Below are 14,867 nucleotides of genomic sequence, written 5' to 3' on the forward strand. Positions count from 1 at the left end.
TAGGAACCCGTTTCCTCCCGGCCGGTCGGTCGGGAAGCGAGCGGGATCGAGAAGGACGCAGGAATGAATCTTCAAATCGTGGCGCTTCTGGGACAGGACGGCATCACCAACGGCGCCATCTACGCGCTGCTGGCCTTGTCCATTGTGCTGGTGTTTACCGTCACCCGTATTTTGCTGATTCCGCAAGGAGAGTTCGTCGCCTTCGGCGCGCTGACCATGAACATGATCCAGAACGGCCAGCGCCTGTCGGTGGTCTGGCTGCTAGCGGGCCTGTGCATCGCCGCGGCCTTCATGGATCTGGTCGACATGGTGCGCCAGAAGCGCAGCCGGCCGTCGTTGTGGCTGCCGGTCAAGCTGGCCTACGCTGCGGCAATGGTCTGGCTGGCGTTCACGCTGCCGCTGGCGACGCTGCCGATGCTGCTGCAGGTCGTGCTGACGCTGGCGTTGCTGGTGCCGACCGGGCCGCTGATGTACCGGCTGGTGTTCCAGCCGATCGCCAGCGCCGCGCCGCTGGTGCTGCTGATCGTATCGATCGCCTTGCATGTGGCGCTGGTCGGCGTCGGCCTGCTGGTGTTCGGCCCCGACGGCGCGCGCACCGCGCCGTTCACCGACAGCAACCTGACGCTGGGATCGTTCAACATCAACAGCCAGGCGCTGTGGGTCATCTGCGTCTCGATCGCGCTGATCGTCGCCCTGTTCCTGATGTTCGAGCGCACGCTGTACGGCAAGGCGCTGCGCGCCGCCGCGATGAACCGCATGGGCGCCAGGCTGATGGGCATCTCGCCGGTGTTCGCCGGCAAGGCCATGTTCTTCCTGGCGGCGCTCATCGGCGTGATGTCCGGCATCCTGATTGCGCCGATCACCACCATCTATTACGACTCGGGATTCCTGATCAGCCTCAAGGGCTTCGTCGGTTCCATCATCGGCGGCCTGGTGAGTTATCCGGTCGCGGCCATCGGCGCCGTGTTCGTCGGCCTGATCGAATCGTTTTCCACATTCTGGGCCAGTTCCTATAAAGAGATCATTGTGTTTGTGCTGATTATTCCGGTATTGCTGTGGCGTTCCCTGACCAGCCGCCATGTGGAGGAAGAGGAATGAAGCGGGGCATTTCTTCCAGGACGGCGGTGCTGGCCTTCGTGGTGTTGCTGGCCGTCGCGCCGTTCGTGCTGAGTCCGTTTTACGTCACCATGCTCAATAACATCGGCCTCAGTTCGCTGGTGGTGCTGGGGCTGGTCCTGCTGACCGGCGTGGCGGGCCTGACCAGTTTCGGGCAGGCCGCCTTCGTCGGCCTGGGGGCATATATTTCGGCCGCGCTGACCACCGGCGTGGTGGCCTTGCCGGCGGCGCTGTCGTGGCTGCACGCGCCGTGGGCGGCGCTGATCGTGGCGCTGGCCTGCACCGCGCTGCTGGCGCTGGTGCTGGGCAGCCTGACCCTGAAGCTGTCCGGCCACTATTTGCCGCTGGGCACGATCGCCTGGGGCATCAGCCTGTATTTCATCTTCGGCACCTTGCAAAGCATGGGCGGCCAGGCCGGCATGTCCGGCATTCCTCCGATCACGCTGTTCGGCCTGGCGCTGACCAGCGACCGCATGATGTACGGCCTGATCTGGGCGGCGGTGATTGCCGGCGCCTATGCCTTGCTCAATCTGCTCGACTCGCGCGAAGGCCGCGCCATCCGTGCCCTGAAGGGCGGCATCGTGATGGCAGAGGCGATGGGCATCGACACGGCGCGCTCGCGCATCGTGATATTCGTGCTGGCGGCGTTGCTGGCCAGTCTGTCCGGCTGGCTCTACGTACACATGCAGCGTTTCGTGAATCCTTCGCCGTTCGGATTGCAGTTCGGCATCGACTACCTGTTCATGGCGGTGCTCGGCGGCGCCAGCCACGTCTGGGGCGCGGTGCTGGGCGCCGGCGTGATCGTGGTGCTCAAGGAATGGCTGCAAGGCGTGTTGCCGGCGCTGCTCGGGCGCACCGGCAATTTCGAGAGCATCGTGTTCGGTTTGCTGATGGTGGTCATGCTGCAACGCTCGCGAGACGGCATCTGGCCGTTCCTGGCGAAATGGGTGCCGGTGCAGGACACGCTGCGCAACAGGCGCCGGCGGCTTGATCCCGGCGCCACACCGTTGCCGCGCCGCGCCATGCCCAATCCGGACGAAGTGGTGCTGGACGTGCGCGACGTGACGCGCCGTTTCGGCGGGCTGGTCGCCAACAACCAGATGAATCTCAAGGTCCTCAGCGGCGAAGTGCTGGCGCTGATCGGACCGAACGGCGCGGGCAAGTCCACGCTGTTCAACCAGATCTCCGGCGTCGACACGCCGACCTCGGGAACCGTGCTGTTTCGCGGATACGAGGTGACCGGCAAGGGATCGCGCCATATCGCCGGCCTCGGCATGAGCCGCAGTTTCCAGCATGTGCGCCTGCTGCCGCGCATGACGGTTCTGGAGAACGTGGCGATCGGCGCGCACATGCGCGGCAAGCGCGGCGTGCTGTCTTCCGTGCTGCGCCTGGACCGCGAGGAAGAGGCCCGGCTGCTGGCCGAGGCAGCGCGCCAGATCGAGCGCGTCGGCCTGAAGGAACAGATGTACGAAGCCGCCGGATCGTTGTCGCTGGGACAGCAGCGGATCCTGGAAATCGCCCGCGCCCTGGCGGCGGATCCTTGCCTGCTGCTGCTCGACGAACCGGCCGCCGGCCTGCGGCTTGGCGAGAAGCAGGCGCTCGGCGAACTGCTGCGCAAATTGCGCGCCGAAGGCATGGCGATCCTGCTGGTGGAACATGACATGGATTTCGTGATGGAACTGGTGGACCGCATCGTGGTGATGGATTTCGGACAGAAGATCGCAGAGGGTTTGCCGGAAGAGATCCAGAGCAATTCCGCGGTGCTGGAAGCTTATCTGGGAGTCGGCGATGGCGAATAAGGTCCTGGAAGTACGCGATCTGAACGTCGCCTACGGCAAGGTGCGGGCGTTGACCGGCATCGATCTCGGCGTCGAGGAGGGCAAGATCGTCACCGTCATCGGCCCCAACGGCGCCGGCAAGACCACCTTGCTGTCGGCCATCATGGGCGTCCTGCCGTCGCAGGGCGCGATGCTGTTCGACGGCGTCATCCGCCATTCGCCGGAGGTCGAGCAGATGGTCGCCGCCGGCATGACGCTGGTGCCGGAAAAGCGCGAGCTGTTCAGCGAAATGAACATCGAGGACAACCTCCTGCTCGGCGCCTTTCATCGCTATCGCACCGGCTTGCGCGACCAGCGCGAGACGCTGGAGGAAGTGTATGCCCTGTTTCCGCGCTTGCGCGAACGGCGCACGCAATTGTCCGGCACCCTGTCCGGCGGCGAGCGCCAGATGCTCGCGGTCGGCCGCGCGTTGATGGCCAAGCCCAAGCTGCTGATGCTGGACGAACCCAGCCTCGGGCTGGCGCCGCTGATCGTGCGCGAGATTTTCCGCATCATCGCCGAACTGCGCCGGCGCGGCGTGTCCATCTTGCTGGTGGAGCAGAACGCGCGCGCCGCCCTGCAGGTGGCCGACTACGGTTACGTGCTGGAAAACGGCGAGGTCAAGATGCACGGCCCGGCCAGCCAGTTGGCGCACGATCCGCGCGTGATCGAGGCTTACCTGGGACTGAGCGGAAAACACCAGGACCGGCTGGCGGGCTAAGCGCAAGCACGGCGCCGCGACAGAAACAAACCATACCGATTCCAACCGGTGCCGGCGCGCCGGCAGGGAGAGGTTTTGCCAGAAAATATTGCAGCAGAGGATATTTATATGACTACCCCAGACGCCATGCGCATCTGCATTGCCGGCGCCGGCGCCATCGGCGGCACGCTGGCGGTCCGTCTGAGCGCGGCAGGCAACCATGTCAGCGTGCTCGCGCGCGGCAACACCTTGCGGACTATACGCGACGCCGGCCTGACCTTGCACGACCAGCACGGCGTCACGCATGCGATGCCGGCGGCCAGCGACCGGCCCGAGTTCGGTCCGCAGGACGTGATTTTCGTCTGCGCCAAGAGCCAGGATATGGCGGCGTTGCTGGCGCAACTGTCGCCGCTGATCGGCGAACGCACCGTGGTCGTTCCCACCAGCAACGGCGTGCCGTGGTGGTATTTCTATCGCGAAGGCGGCCGCTTCGACGGCGAACCGGTGTGCGCGGTCGATCCGCACGGCCGCATGGCCGCCTCGGTGGCCGGCGAGCGGCTGATCGGCAGCGTCCTGTTCATCACCTCCGAAGTCGCGGCGCCCGGCGTGATCAGGTCGAGCAATCCGCATCTGATGGTGCTGGGCGAGCCGTCGGGAGAAATGAGCGAGCGCCTGCTGCGCGTGCGTGCGGCGGTCGAAGCGGCCGGCATCGAGGCGCGCGCCACCGATCGCATCCGCGACAAGCTGTGGACCAAGATCATCGCCAACATCAGTTCCAATCCCTTGTCGGTGATCACCCAGGCCACGCTGCAACAGCTATACGGCCTGCCGGAGTTGCGCGACGTGGTGACGCAGATCATGCGCGAGGCCTTGCTGGTGGCTTCGTCCTATGGCGCGCGCGTGGATATCGATCCGCTGACATTCGTGCAATTGGGCGAAGCGATGGGACCGTTCCGCACCTCGATGTTGCAGGACTTCGATCGCGGCCGTCCGCTCGAACTGGCCGCCATCGGCGACGCCGTGCTGGAACTGGCGCAACGTTTCGACGTGCCGATGCCGATCACGCGCGCGGTCATTTCGCTGGCGCGTTTTCGCGGCGAGGCGGCACGGGAGGACAAGGCTGCTGCGGCAGCGGTATGAGCAGTTCAATTTCTATGAGGACATGAATCATGAGCACTATGGATTTCAGTTACGGAACGACCAAGCCGTCTCATTGCAGCGACGCCGAATGGACGCTGCGCGTTCGCCTGGCGCATTGCTATCGCCTGGTCGATTATCTCGGCTGGACGGAGATGATCTTCAATCATATTTCGGTGCGCGTGCCGGGGCCGGAGAATCACTATCTGGTCAATCCCTTCGCACTGAATTACAACGAAGTGACGCCGGTCAATCTGCTGAAGGTCGGCCTCGACGGCCAGCTCGTCGAGCCCTCCGACTACAAGGCAAATCCGGCCGGCTTCGCGCTGCACAGCGCGATCCACGGCGCGCGCGAGGATCTGCATTGCGTCATCCATACGCACACCACGCCGATCTCGGCGGTGACGATGAAGCAATCCGGCTTCGAGCACAACGACTTCTACGGCGCGCAACTGTTCGGCCGCATCGGCTATCACGACTTCGAAGGCATCACGCTGTTTGCGGAAGAAAAGCAGCGCATGCTGGCCAGCCTCGGCAGCAAGCATATTCTGGTGCTGCGCAATCACGGCGTGGCGGTGTGCGAACAGGATATCCAGCGCGCCTTCTTCCTGCTGTGGACGGTGCAGCGCGCCGCCGAGATCCAGTCCGCCGGACGCGCCATGGGCGGCGAGGACATCCAGTTGAGCGACGCCGTGCGACAGAAATGCGCAGACCTGACCGCGCAACTGATTCGCAACGACGGCTTCGCGGTGCTGTTCTTTGAAGCCATCGTCAGGAAGATGCTGAAGGCGCAACAACTGATCTAGGAGCGATCTCCCGCCGGTCCCGGCGGCACGGGCGCAGCGGATCGTACCGTATCGCTGCGCCGCCGTTCCTCTCCTCATATCGGCGTCAGGCCATCGTCCGCCGAACATCCATCCCGTTTATCGATGCCATGCACGTCATGAATTTGATTTATCGGATTCGCACGCCTACCATTGCCCGATAAGCTGTCCGCGCGCCGTCGCGCCGACGTCATGTCCCGTGCGCAGTCGTTGCGTCGGGATCGCCTTCATTCCTGTCCGGAGCACCCATGCCTAATATAGAGATGTTTGTCGTCGAAGGCCTCAGCGACCAGCAAAAGGAAAAGCTGATCGATGCATTGACCGCCGCCACCGTCGAGGCCATCGATGCGCCCATCGATTCGATCCGCGTGTGGTTGTCGGAAATACCGGCCACGGATTTCGGCGTCGCAGGAAAATCGCTTGCCGCGATCGACGCGGAAAAGCAGCGCGCATAGAACGCTCCGCTCTTCGTCGTACAGCAGCACCGAACTTTTTCATCATCGCCAAGCCAGGTCGCATCGCATCATTGAACGATCCGAGCGATCCGAACGATTCCATCCAGGAGAGCACTATGTCCATCATTCAGGTCTTCTTCATTGCCGGACGCACCGACGCGCAGAAAGAGCGCCTGATTCGCGGATTGACCGATGCCGTCGTCGAGACCACAGGCATCGATCGCAATGACGTGCGCGTCATTCTCAAGGACATTCCCAACACCGAGTACGGCATCGCCGGCAAGACAGCAAAATCACTGGGGCGCGGCGTAGGCCGTCAGCCGGCAAGAAGTTGAGGCGCCGCAGCGGCCGGAGCGCCGCCGCTCTCCAAAGTGGGGACGCGGTGCTGCACTGAATCCGGTCACTGCACTCATTCAAACCTCTCCGAAAGCACCGTCGAATCAGCCTGCGAACCCGATGCGGTTGGCGGAAAATTCTCGTGCTGAATTTCGTAAAAAACGGCCGCATTCTTCCCATTTTGAAGACGGCGGTTTTGTCGCGTCCGTCGACAATGCAAGCGGTCGCGTGGCATGGTTTGTGCACTGGATGAAGAGGAAATCGTATCGCTGTTCAATTCTCTCTCATCATTTTTCAGGAGTGCATCAACATGAAACTGTTCCATCAATTTGTCTCTGGTCTGCGGGCAAGCGCGTGCGCCGCTGCGGCGGCTGCGATCGTGATGCCGGCGTCTTCTTTCGCCGCCGACCTCAAGGTCGGTTTCATTACATCGCTGTCGGGTTCATCGTCTTCTCTCGGCATTCCTTACGGCAAGGGCTTCCAGGCGGCCGTCGCCTATATGCCCGAAGTCGCCGGCAAAAAAGTGGATGTGGTGCAGTTGGACGACGCTTCCGATCCGAGCACGGCGGCACGCAACGCGCGCAAATTGATCGTCGAGGAAAAAGTCGATGTGCTGATCGGTACGCCCGGAACGCCGTCGGCGCTGGCCATTGCCGGCGTCGCGCGCGAACTGAAGACGCCTTTCATCTGCATCGCCAACGCCAAGCTGGAAGGCGAAGAGGGCGCGTGGATGGTCACCGTGCCGCAACCCACGCCGCTGATGATCCAGGGCGTGATCGAGCAGATGAAAAGCGCCGGCGTGAAGTCGGTTGCCTATATCGGATTTGCCGACGCCTGGGGCGACATCGTCTATGACGCGCTGATGAAAGCCGCGCCCGCGGCCGGCATCCAGGTGGTCACGAACGAACGCTTTGCGCGCACCGACACCTCGGTGACCGGACAAGTCCTGAAGATCGTCGCGGCCAAGCCGGACGCCGTTCTGACCGGCACATCCGGAACCCCGGGCGCATTGCCTTACCTGGCGCTGGCGGCGCGCGGCTATCACGGCAAGATCTATGGAACGCACGCCATCATCAATCCAGATTTCATCCGCGTCGGCGGCGCCGCGGTGGAAGGCCTGATCGCGCCGACCGGCCCGGTGGTGGTGGTCGATCAGTTGGCGGCATCGAATCCGACCCGCAAGATCGGCCTGGATTTCCGCGCCATCTATGAGAAGACATTCAAGACGGTGCCGACCGATGCCTTCGGTCCCTATTCTTTCGATGCATGGCTGCTGTTTGCCGACGCCGCCAAGCGCGTGTCGCCGAAGATCCAGCCGGGCACGCCGGAATACCGCACCGCCTTGCGCGACGCCATCGTCAACAGCAAGGAAGTGGTCGGCACGCAAGGCGTCTACAACTACAAGCCGGGCCAGCCTTTCGGCTCCGACCAGCGCGCGGTGGTGATGGTCAGGCTGGAAAAAGGCCAGTGGAAATATCTCGGCAAGTAATGCCGCAAGCGATTGAATGCAAGCGCGACGCCGCGCACGCGGCGTCCAACTGAAAAGAAGGTGGGTACATGGGGTGGGATGTCATTTTGATCCTGCTGTCGGACGGTATCGCCAACGGCGCAATTTATTTGCTGGCCGGTCTGGGCATGGTATTGATATTTTCCGTCACGCGGGTGGTGTTTGTGCCGTTCGGCGATGTCGCGGTGTTCGCCGCGCTCAGCCTGGCGGCATTCGAAAGCGGCGTGCTGCCGGGCACGATCTGGCTGGTGCTGACGCTGGCGGCAATCGCGGTGCTGTGCGAAATCGGCGTGTTGCTGCGTCAGCGCGAACCGCGCAAGATCCCGCGCGCCGTGCTGTACTGGGGCATATTGCCGGCGGCGCCTTGCGCGCTGGCGGCAATCGTTTCGGCCAGCCATGCGCCGCAATTGCTGCAGATCGTCGCGGCGATCCTGCTGGTGGTGCCGGTGGCGCCGCTGTCGGCGCGCATATTGCTGCAGCCGATTGCCGACGCGTCGTCGCTGGTGCTGCTGATGGCGGCGCTGGTGATGCATTTCTTCCTGTCAGGACTGGGACTGATGTACATGGGGCCGGAAGGTTTCCGCACGAAGTTGCTGCTGGACGGCGCGCTCAATCTGACGCCGGATTTCAGCATATCGATGCAGACGCTGCTGATGGTCGCGGCGGCGCTGGTGCTGAGCGTGCTGTTCTTCCTGTTCTTTGAACGCACCGTCAGCGGCAAGGCGCTGCGCGCGACCGCGGTCAATCGCACCGGTGCGCGTCTGGTCGGCATTCGTCCGGCGCGCACATCGATGCTGGCCTATGTCTGCGCATCGCTGCTGGCGGGATTGATCGGCGTGCTGATCGCGCCGATCACCACGCTGTACTACGACTCCGGTTTTACGCTGGGCCTGAAGGCCTTTGTGGCCGCCATCATCGGCGGCCTGGTCAGCTACCCGTTGACAGCCGCGGGCGCGATCGCGGTCGGCATCGTCGAGAGTTTCGGTTCGTTCTGGAGCGGCGCGCTGAAAGACGTGATCGTGTTCAGCCTGCTGATCCCGGTCCTGCTGCTGCGCTCGTATTACGCCACCCATTCGGATGAAGATGAAGAGGAGATCGATCAATGACGGCGCGCATTCTACGTATTCTCGCCGCCGTCGCCATTGTGCTGCTGGCATTGGCGCCGGCCGGGCTGAGCAACTTCGGCGTCGGCCTGATGAACGACATCGGCATCGGCGCGCTGGTGGCGCTGGGGCTGGTGATGCTGACCGGCATCGGCGGCGTGACCTCGTTCGGGCAGGCCGCGTTTGTCGGTATCGCTGCGTATTCCACCGCCTGGCTGACCAGCGTCTGGCATGTCTCGCCCTGGCTGGGACTGCTATTCGCCCTGGTACTGACCGCGGCGGCGGCATTGAGCATCGGCATGCTGACCTTGCGGCTGGGCAGCCATTTCCTGCCGATCAGCACCATCGCCTGGGGGCTGTCGGTGCCGCTGCTGCTGAGCAATATGGACGCGCTCGGCCGCCACACCGGCATCACCAATATCGTACCGGTGAACATCGGCGGCTGGTCGCTGCAAAGCGCCGGCGCGATGTATTACCTGATCTGGCTGTGCGTCGGGCTGGCCTGCCTGTTTTGCCGCAACCTGCTGCAATCCCGGCAGGGACGGGCGTTGCGCAGCCTGCGCGGCGGCGGCGCTCTGCTCGCCAGCGTCGGCGCGGACGCCTATCGCCTGCGCCTCAAGCTGTTCGTGTTTGCCGCCTTGCTGTCGGCGCTCGCCGGCTGGCTGTACGCGCACAACAACCGCTACGTCAGTCCTTCGCCATTCGACGTGCGCGCCAGCATCGAGTTCTTGCTCATGGCGGTGATGGGCGGCCTCGGACAATTGCCGGGCGCGCTGATCGGCGCGGCCATCGTGATCCTGCTGAAAAACAGTTTGCAGGATGTGCTGCCGCTGTTGTCGGCGCGCGGCGGCCAACTGGAAGTGATCGTCTTCAGCCTGCTGTTTCTGCTGCTGCTGCATCGCGCGCGCGCCGGCTTTTGCGGTTTCGTCCTGCGCAAGCTGGGGCCGCGCCTGAAACCGGCCATGCCGCCGCACACCGAAGTGGCGCAGCCGCTGGCGCCGCGGCAGCAGCCGCAGGCCGGCAGCAAGATACTGTCGGTGCAGGGCGCGGTGAAGCGTTTCGGCGGACTGGTCGCGGTCAATCAGGTCAGCTTCGACGTCCGCGCAGGCGAGATCGTCGGCCTGATCGGACCCAACGGCGCGGGCAAATCGACCATGTTCAATCTCGTCACCGGCGCAGCTTCGCTGAGCGACGGCAGCGTGCATTTCCTCGGTGCGGATGTGACGCATCTGTCGCAGCGCGCCGTGGCGCGGCTCGGCATGGCGCGCACTTTCCAGCACGTCAAGCTGCGGCCGCAGATGACGCTGTTGGACAATGTCGCGCTTGGCGCGCATCTGCGCACGGGAGCGGGGCTGGTCGCCGCGGGCCTGTGTCTGGATCGCGACGAAGAGGCGCGCATATTCCATGAAGCGCGCGCGCAACTGGCGCGCATCGGCCTGGCCGAGCGCGAACATGAACTGGCTGGTTCGCTGCCGCTGGGCACGCAGCGCATGCTGGAAATCGCCCGCGCGCTGGTGGCCGACCCGGTGCTGCTGGTGCTGGACGAACCTGCCGCCGGCCTGCGCCACGCCGAAAAGCAGGCCCTCGGAGAATTGCTGCGCCAATTGCGGCGGCAAGGCGTCACGATTTTGATCGTTGAACATGACATGGACTTTGTGATGAAGCTGGTAGACCGGCTGGTGGTGATGAACTTCGGCAGCAAACTGATGGAAGGCGATCCTGCCGCCGTGCGGCGCGATCCGCAGGTGCAGGCCGCCTATCTGGGAGGCGCGGTATGAACGGCGCCGATGCAATCAAGCCCATCTTTGAAATCGACAAGCTGTTCGTCAACTATGGCCACGTGGAAGCGGTGCGCGGCATTTCGATCAGCCTGATGCCGGGCCAGATCATTTCCGTGATCGGCCCCAACGGCGCCGGCAAGACCTCGTTGCTGGCGGCGGCCATGGGTCTGCTGCCGTCGGCGGGCGATTTGCGGCTGGACGGCGAGTCGCTGGCCGGCGTGGGCGTGGAAGAGCGCGTCGAACGCGGCCTGTGCCTGGTGCCGGAAAAGCGCGAACTGTTCGGCGACATGTCGGTGCTCGACAACCTGACGCTGGGCGCATACAGCCGGCGCTATCCCGCCGCGCAATTCAGGCGCAAGCTCGAACAGGTGTACGCGCGCTTTCCGCGCCTGGCGGAGCGCCGCAGCCAGCGTTCCAACACCTTGTCCGGCGGCGAGCGTCAGATGCTGGCGCTGGGCCGCGCATTGATGGCCGAACCGCGCGTGCTGCTGCTGGATGAACCCAGCCTCGGCCTGGCGCCGCTGATCGTCGCCGAAATCCTGGCGATCGTGCGCGGTTTGCGCGACGACGGCGTATCCATCGTGCTGGTGGAACAGAACGCGCTGGCGGCCTTGCAGAGTTCGGACTACGGCTTCGTGCTGGAAACCGGCGAAGTCGCGCTGTCTGGAAATTCAGCCGAACTGGCCAGGGATGCGCGCGTCCATGCGACCTATCTGGGCGGCAGCACCGAGGATTGAGGCGTATCGCACGATCGGCGGCGCCATATGGAGGTCGCTGCAAAGATCATTTGGCGGGTCTGGACGGGAAAATGTTTGGACCTTTTACAGGGGCACGCTTGCGTGCCCCTTTTTTTGATCGTCGCGCAACGCCAATCGGTTTTGCCTGCTCACCATGCTCCCTGCATGCCATCCATCTCATGAAGGCAGGACGACAGTTTCTTTTCGATGGCCCGGCATCCTTCCCATATCACGCGGTATTTGAGGATGTCTTTGTTGATCCATTCCTGCGCCAGCAGACGTTCGCCGATGTGAAGTTCGGGGAGCAGATACAGAAAGTTGGCGCGCCAGATTTCCTGCGGCGTTTGCATCGGCATCATGAGAGCGGAATGGACAGTTCAATCAAGGTGCCGCAATTGTCTTCGCCCTTCTGGATCGACAGCGTGCCGCCGGCCTGCATCGCCCGGATACGCATGTCGATCAGACCCACGCCGGGAGTGAAACGCTCGGCAATGCCCTTGCCGTCATCCAGGATGGAGATATACAGCATGTGCTGACGCGATTGGGCGTTCATGGAGATGAGCAGATTTGTCGCGCGCGAATGCTTGATCGCATTCAGGAGCGCTTCCCGAATGATCCGGTAGATGGTGATCGAGCGGGTGCGATCGATGGATTGTTCGATCTTGCGCGTGAGGTTGTGTTGCAGTTTCGGATGCAAGGGGGAAATCTCGTCGTAGTGAGAAATCAGGTCTTCCAGCGCCGTAATCAGGCCGATCGACTCGACGATCTCGACATGGACCTTCTTGATGATGGCGCGGCTCACGGAATAGGCGCGATCGATCTCCAGCATGGACCTGTTCAAAATGGTCGCGATATTATTCTGGCCTTGCGCCAGCGTGAGGCATTCTTCCATTTTTCGTTTGGCGAATATCAGGCATGGGTTCAGTTCGTCGTGGAGACTGGCGCATAGACGACTATCCTCGCCGTCCATGCGATTGGCAAGTTCGGTGAATGCCGAACTGACATCCAACTGTGAATTGACGACTCCGGCAAGCTTTTCTTTTTCTGCGATATATAAAAGGTAAAGGACCGCGATGACAACATAGGCGGGAAATAATTTGCTCAGGTCATGCGTGCTTCCATCAAAAATGAAAGGCAAATGACATAGCAGCAGCAAGGCGGACAACCAGAATATCTTGTTCGCATAGTTGATGTACGGCGGCGCGCCTGCAACCGCGCCGATCCCTGCCGGCATAAGCAATACGGGCAATGCTGCGAGTATGGACAGCAGGGTGGGCGATTGCATACCGGATTATTTTCCGCTCAGGATATTCAACGCAGCCGCGCCGTCCATTCCCGGCGTGATACCGAGTTCGGCGGCAGCGTGGCTGACGGCGGTAACCCTGGCGGCTTTCATTTCATCGTAGTTGTTGACGCCGGTCACAATCGCGCACGCCTCGCGGGTCTTGTTGCAAGTTTCGACGTTGATATATCCGCATGCCAGAAATCCTTTTTCTTCCGTCATGATAAGAAGGGGCTTCTTGAGTTGGAAATGTAAATTCTTGTCTTGCATGTTCAAGTCCTTTGCTTGTAGATTGAGAGAAAAAAATGTTGCAATTGCTGCGGGTACTGCTACTGAAATAAATTTCATTTGGCCGTTTCTGCGTTGAGTAAATTTCGCGATGTATTCTCGATCACTTCACTGATTTTCTCGTTGTCTGACGTAGTGGTGAATGCCTTGATGAAGGTCGCTTCTGCGTCCTTATTGGCGCCATCGAGTTGCGAAATATCGATGTTGATGCAGATGAATCCAATCAAATTCTTGTCCTGATAAAGTGGGATCGTGGTGGACTTCACTTTTCGGCCATCCTTTGTCGTCAACGCGTAAGAGATGTAATTCGGCCCCTCTTCCTCGGTCGCGGCATAGCTCTTGATCAATTCGTAGCCGAAATTCGTGGTCGAATCGCCGACGCGGCGCCCCGTAATGGGATTCTGGATGGCCACAATGCTTTTCATCGGATTCCTGGTGTCATGCAAGACGATTTCTACATTGGTACCAGCCAAGGTCTGTCCGATGCCGTCAACAATACTTTTGTAAGAACGCAATGGATCATCTTGCGTCTTGATTCTGTATCCAGCGTAGTTCGGTTTCTTGAGCAAAGCCGCGTAGCGACTTTTCTGGTCGTCGTTCAACTGCAGTGCGATGCTATTGCCTTGTCCGATATAGATCAGTTCGCCGGCAGCGCGACTATCGGGAAAACGGGAGAAATAATCGACCGCTTGCATGAATCTTGCAACATCGAGATACAAGCCGCCGTCCGGTTTTACTCGCACCGGGTAATAGGCGCCATAGCTGGCAAGTGCCTTCCCTTTCAATAGGGTTCCTTTTTCCCGGGATTTTTCCCCTACAAGGAATATTGCACAAACAACAGCCAGGAGAATGAGCAGCGCCGGCAACAAGATCCAGGCTATTTGCTTGATGATGTTTTTCTCTTTCATGCTTCAATCACTCCAGAACGAATAGCCAGCCTGGTGATCTCCGCCGGCCTCCTCACCTTCAATTTCTCTTTGATGTCGGTGCTGATGTTATGCACGCTGCGCGGACTCAACCCGATCTCTGCCGCGATCTCTTCAGAGTTCCATCCCTCGGCCAATTTTGAGAACACAAGGAACTCCCGCTCATCGAGCGTAAAGCGCGGATTGGGATCGCTGCCGATCGCGATGTTGGCCAGCCGTTCCGCCAGTTTCGGCAAAAAATACTGCTCTCCCGCGGATGCGCTCAGGACGGCGTCGATGAGTTGCTGATTGCTGCAATTCTTCACCAATACGGCCATTGCGCCGATGCGATAGCCTTGCAGCAGGAAGGTCTCCGGGGGAAGCTGGCTGACGAAAATGATTTTTGCGTCAGGGAAGGCGGACTTGATGTCGATCGCCGCATCGATGCCGGTATTGGCATATCCGAAACGGATGTCCAGCAGCACCACGTCCGGCCGCAGCGTCTTGTATTTCGTCACCGCATCGTCGGCGGTGGCGGCCGTTCCGACGACGGCGAAGCGCTTCTGCTGATCGGACTCCAAGATGCTGACGGAGCCTTCGGTAATCAATGGATGATCATCTGCAATCAGGACGGTAATCACTCTGCGATCCTTTCAATTGGGGTGGAGCGATTTTGCATCGATTTTTCCCACAATTGCAGGCTTGCATTCGTGATGCAGAAAATTATGGCTTCAATCAATAAATATTCAATTTGATGGTAAACAAAATACAAGTGCAGCAAGAAATAATGTTTGCGAAACAGAATATCTATCAATTTCCATATGAATTATTTTTAATTACTTCAACTTTAAGAAAATCCTCATATCTTTCCGAGGTTTG

Annotated in this window: 17 protein-coding genes; 11 read left to right on the forward strand and 6 right to left on the reverse strand. The window is 61.1% G+C overall.

Going from position 1 to position 14,867, the window contains the following annotated elements; all coding sequences use genetic code 11:
• Window positions 1–63 precede the first annotated feature (63 nt).
• The 7 genes from RV1423_RS20165 to RV1423_RS20195 all read left to right on the forward strand — a co-directional run bounded on the left by RV1423_RS20165 (window position 64) and on the right by RV1423_RS20195 (window position 6,384).
• Complete coding sequence (locus tag RV1423_RS20165; protein WP_034300578.1) at window positions 64–1,098, forward strand: branched-chain amino acid ABC transporter permease; 1,035 nt, start codon at window positions 64–66, stop codon at window positions 1,096–1,098.
• Window positions 1,095–2,915, forward strand: a complete 1,821-nt coding sequence (locus RV1423_RS20170) for an ATP-binding cassette domain-containing protein (RefSeq protein ID WP_034300581.1) — start codon at window positions 1,095–1,097, stop codon at window positions 2,913–2,915. Before RV1423_RS20165 ends, RV1423_RS20170 begins: the two co-directional genes overlap by 4 nt.
• The gene (locus tag RV1423_RS20175; RefSeq protein ID WP_034300583.1) at window positions 2,905–3,654 is read left to right on the forward strand and encodes an ABC transporter ATP-binding protein; all 750 of its coding nucleotides are present in this window, start codon (window positions 2,905–2,907) and stop codon (window positions 3,652–3,654) included. Before RV1423_RS20170 ends, RV1423_RS20175 begins: the two co-directional genes overlap by 11 nt.
• Before the next feature lie 108 nt (window positions 3,655–3,762).
• The gene (locus tag RV1423_RS20180; protein WP_034300585.1) at window positions 3,763–4,773 is read left to right on the forward strand and encodes a ketopantoate reductase family protein; all 1,011 of its coding nucleotides are present in this window, start codon (window positions 3,763–3,765) and stop codon (window positions 4,771–4,773) included.
• 29 nt (window positions 4,774–4,802) lie between these two features.
• Window positions 4,803–5,576: a class II aldolase/adducin family protein gene (locus RV1423_RS20185; RefSeq protein WP_034300588.1), complete on the forward strand. Its 774-nt coding sequence runs from the start codon at window positions 4,803–4,805 to the stop codon at window positions 5,574–5,576.
• A 266-nt stretch (window positions 5,577–5,842) separates the two neighbouring features.
• Window positions 5,843–6,049 (forward strand): tautomerase family protein, encoded by a 207-nt coding sequence (locus tag RV1423_RS20190; protein WP_034300590.1) that lies wholly within the window; start codon window positions 5,843–5,845, stop codon window positions 6,047–6,049.
• Window positions 6,050–6,165: 116 nt separating this feature from the next.
• Window positions 6,166–6,384, forward strand: a complete 219-nt coding sequence (locus RV1423_RS20195) for a 2-hydroxymuconate tautomerase family protein (RefSeq protein WP_034300593.1) — start codon at window positions 6,166–6,168, stop codon at window positions 6,382–6,384.
• A 74-nt stretch (window positions 6,385–6,458) separates the two neighbouring features.
• Here the strand turns inward: RV1423_RS20195 and RV1423_RS29965 are convergent, their stop codons facing one another.
• The gene (locus RV1423_RS29965) at window positions 6,459–6,710 is read right to left on the reverse strand and encodes a hypothetical protein (protein ID WP_155835183.1); all 252 of its coding nucleotides are present in this window, start codon (window positions 6,708–6,710) and stop codon (window positions 6,459–6,461) included.
• Between RV1423_RS29965 and RV1423_RS20200 the strand changes: the two genes are divergently transcribed.
• From RV1423_RS20200 to RV1423_RS20215, 4 genes are all read left to right on the forward strand, one after another.
• Window positions 6,696–7,874, forward strand: coding sequence for an ABC transporter substrate-binding protein (locus RV1423_RS20200; protein WP_034300596.1), 1,179 nt, complete (start codon window positions 6,696–6,698; stop codon window positions 7,872–7,874). The genes RV1423_RS29965 and RV1423_RS20200 overlap by 15 nt on opposite strands.
• A 68-nt stretch (window positions 7,875–7,942) precedes the next feature.
• Window positions 7,943–8,998, forward strand: coding sequence for a branched-chain amino acid ABC transporter permease (locus RV1423_RS20205; RefSeq protein WP_034300598.1), 1,056 nt, complete (start codon window positions 7,943–7,945; stop codon window positions 8,996–8,998).
• A complete protein-coding gene (locus RV1423_RS20210; RefSeq protein ID WP_051516814.1) occupies window positions 8,995–10,773 on the forward strand; it encodes an ATP-binding cassette domain-containing protein in 1,779 nt (592 codons plus the stop codon). The genes RV1423_RS20205 and RV1423_RS20210 overlap by 4 nt, the downstream gene beginning before the upstream one ends.
• Window positions 10,770–11,513 (forward strand): ABC transporter ATP-binding protein, encoded by a 744-nt coding sequence (locus RV1423_RS20215; protein ID WP_034300601.1) that lies wholly within the window; start codon window positions 10,770–10,772, stop codon window positions 11,511–11,513. The genes RV1423_RS20210 and RV1423_RS20215 overlap by 4 nt, the downstream gene beginning before the upstream one ends.
• A gap of 149 nt (window positions 11,514–11,662) precedes the next feature.
• Here the strand turns inward: RV1423_RS20215 and RV1423_RS20220 are convergent, their stop codons facing one another.
• The 5 genes from RV1423_RS20220 to RV1423_RS20240 are packed head-to-tail and all read right to left on the reverse strand — an operon-like array spanning window position 11,663 to window position 14,629.
• On the reverse strand, window positions 11,663–11,872 hold the full coding sequence (locus tag RV1423_RS20220; protein ID WP_034300603.1) for a hypothetical protein: 210 nt from the start codon (window positions 11,870–11,872) through the stop codon (window positions 11,663–11,665).
• A complete protein-coding gene (locus RV1423_RS20225) occupies window positions 11,869–12,798 on the reverse strand; it encodes a sensor histidine kinase (RefSeq protein ID WP_034300605.1) in 930 nt (309 codons plus the stop codon). The genes RV1423_RS20220 and RV1423_RS20225 overlap by 4 nt, the downstream gene beginning before the upstream one ends.
• Window positions 12,799–12,804: 6 nt before the next feature.
• Window positions 12,805–13,143 carry a YunC family protein gene (locus RV1423_RS20230; protein WP_034300607.1) on the reverse strand — a complete coding sequence of 113 codons (339 nt, stop codon included), beginning with the start codon at window positions 13,141–13,143 and terminating at the stop codon, window positions 12,805–12,807.
• On the reverse strand, window positions 13,140–13,991 hold the full coding sequence (locus RV1423_RS20235; protein WP_155835184.1) for a PAS domain-containing protein: 852 nt from the start codon (window positions 13,989–13,991) through the stop codon (window positions 13,140–13,142). The genes RV1423_RS20230 and RV1423_RS20235 overlap by 4 nt, the downstream gene beginning before the upstream one ends.
• On the reverse strand, window positions 13,988–14,629 hold the full coding sequence (locus RV1423_RS20240) for a response regulator transcription factor (RefSeq protein ID WP_034300611.1): 642 nt from the start codon (window positions 14,627–14,629) through the stop codon (window positions 13,988–13,990). Before RV1423_RS20240 ends, RV1423_RS20235 begins: the two co-directional genes overlap by 4 nt.
• Window positions 14,630–14,867: the final 238 nt, after the last annotated feature.

The organism is Herbaspirillum sp. RV1423, from assembly GCF_000577615.1.
GTDB lineage: Bacteria > Pseudomonadota > Gammaproteobacteria > Burkholderiales > Burkholderiaceae_D > Herbaspirillum.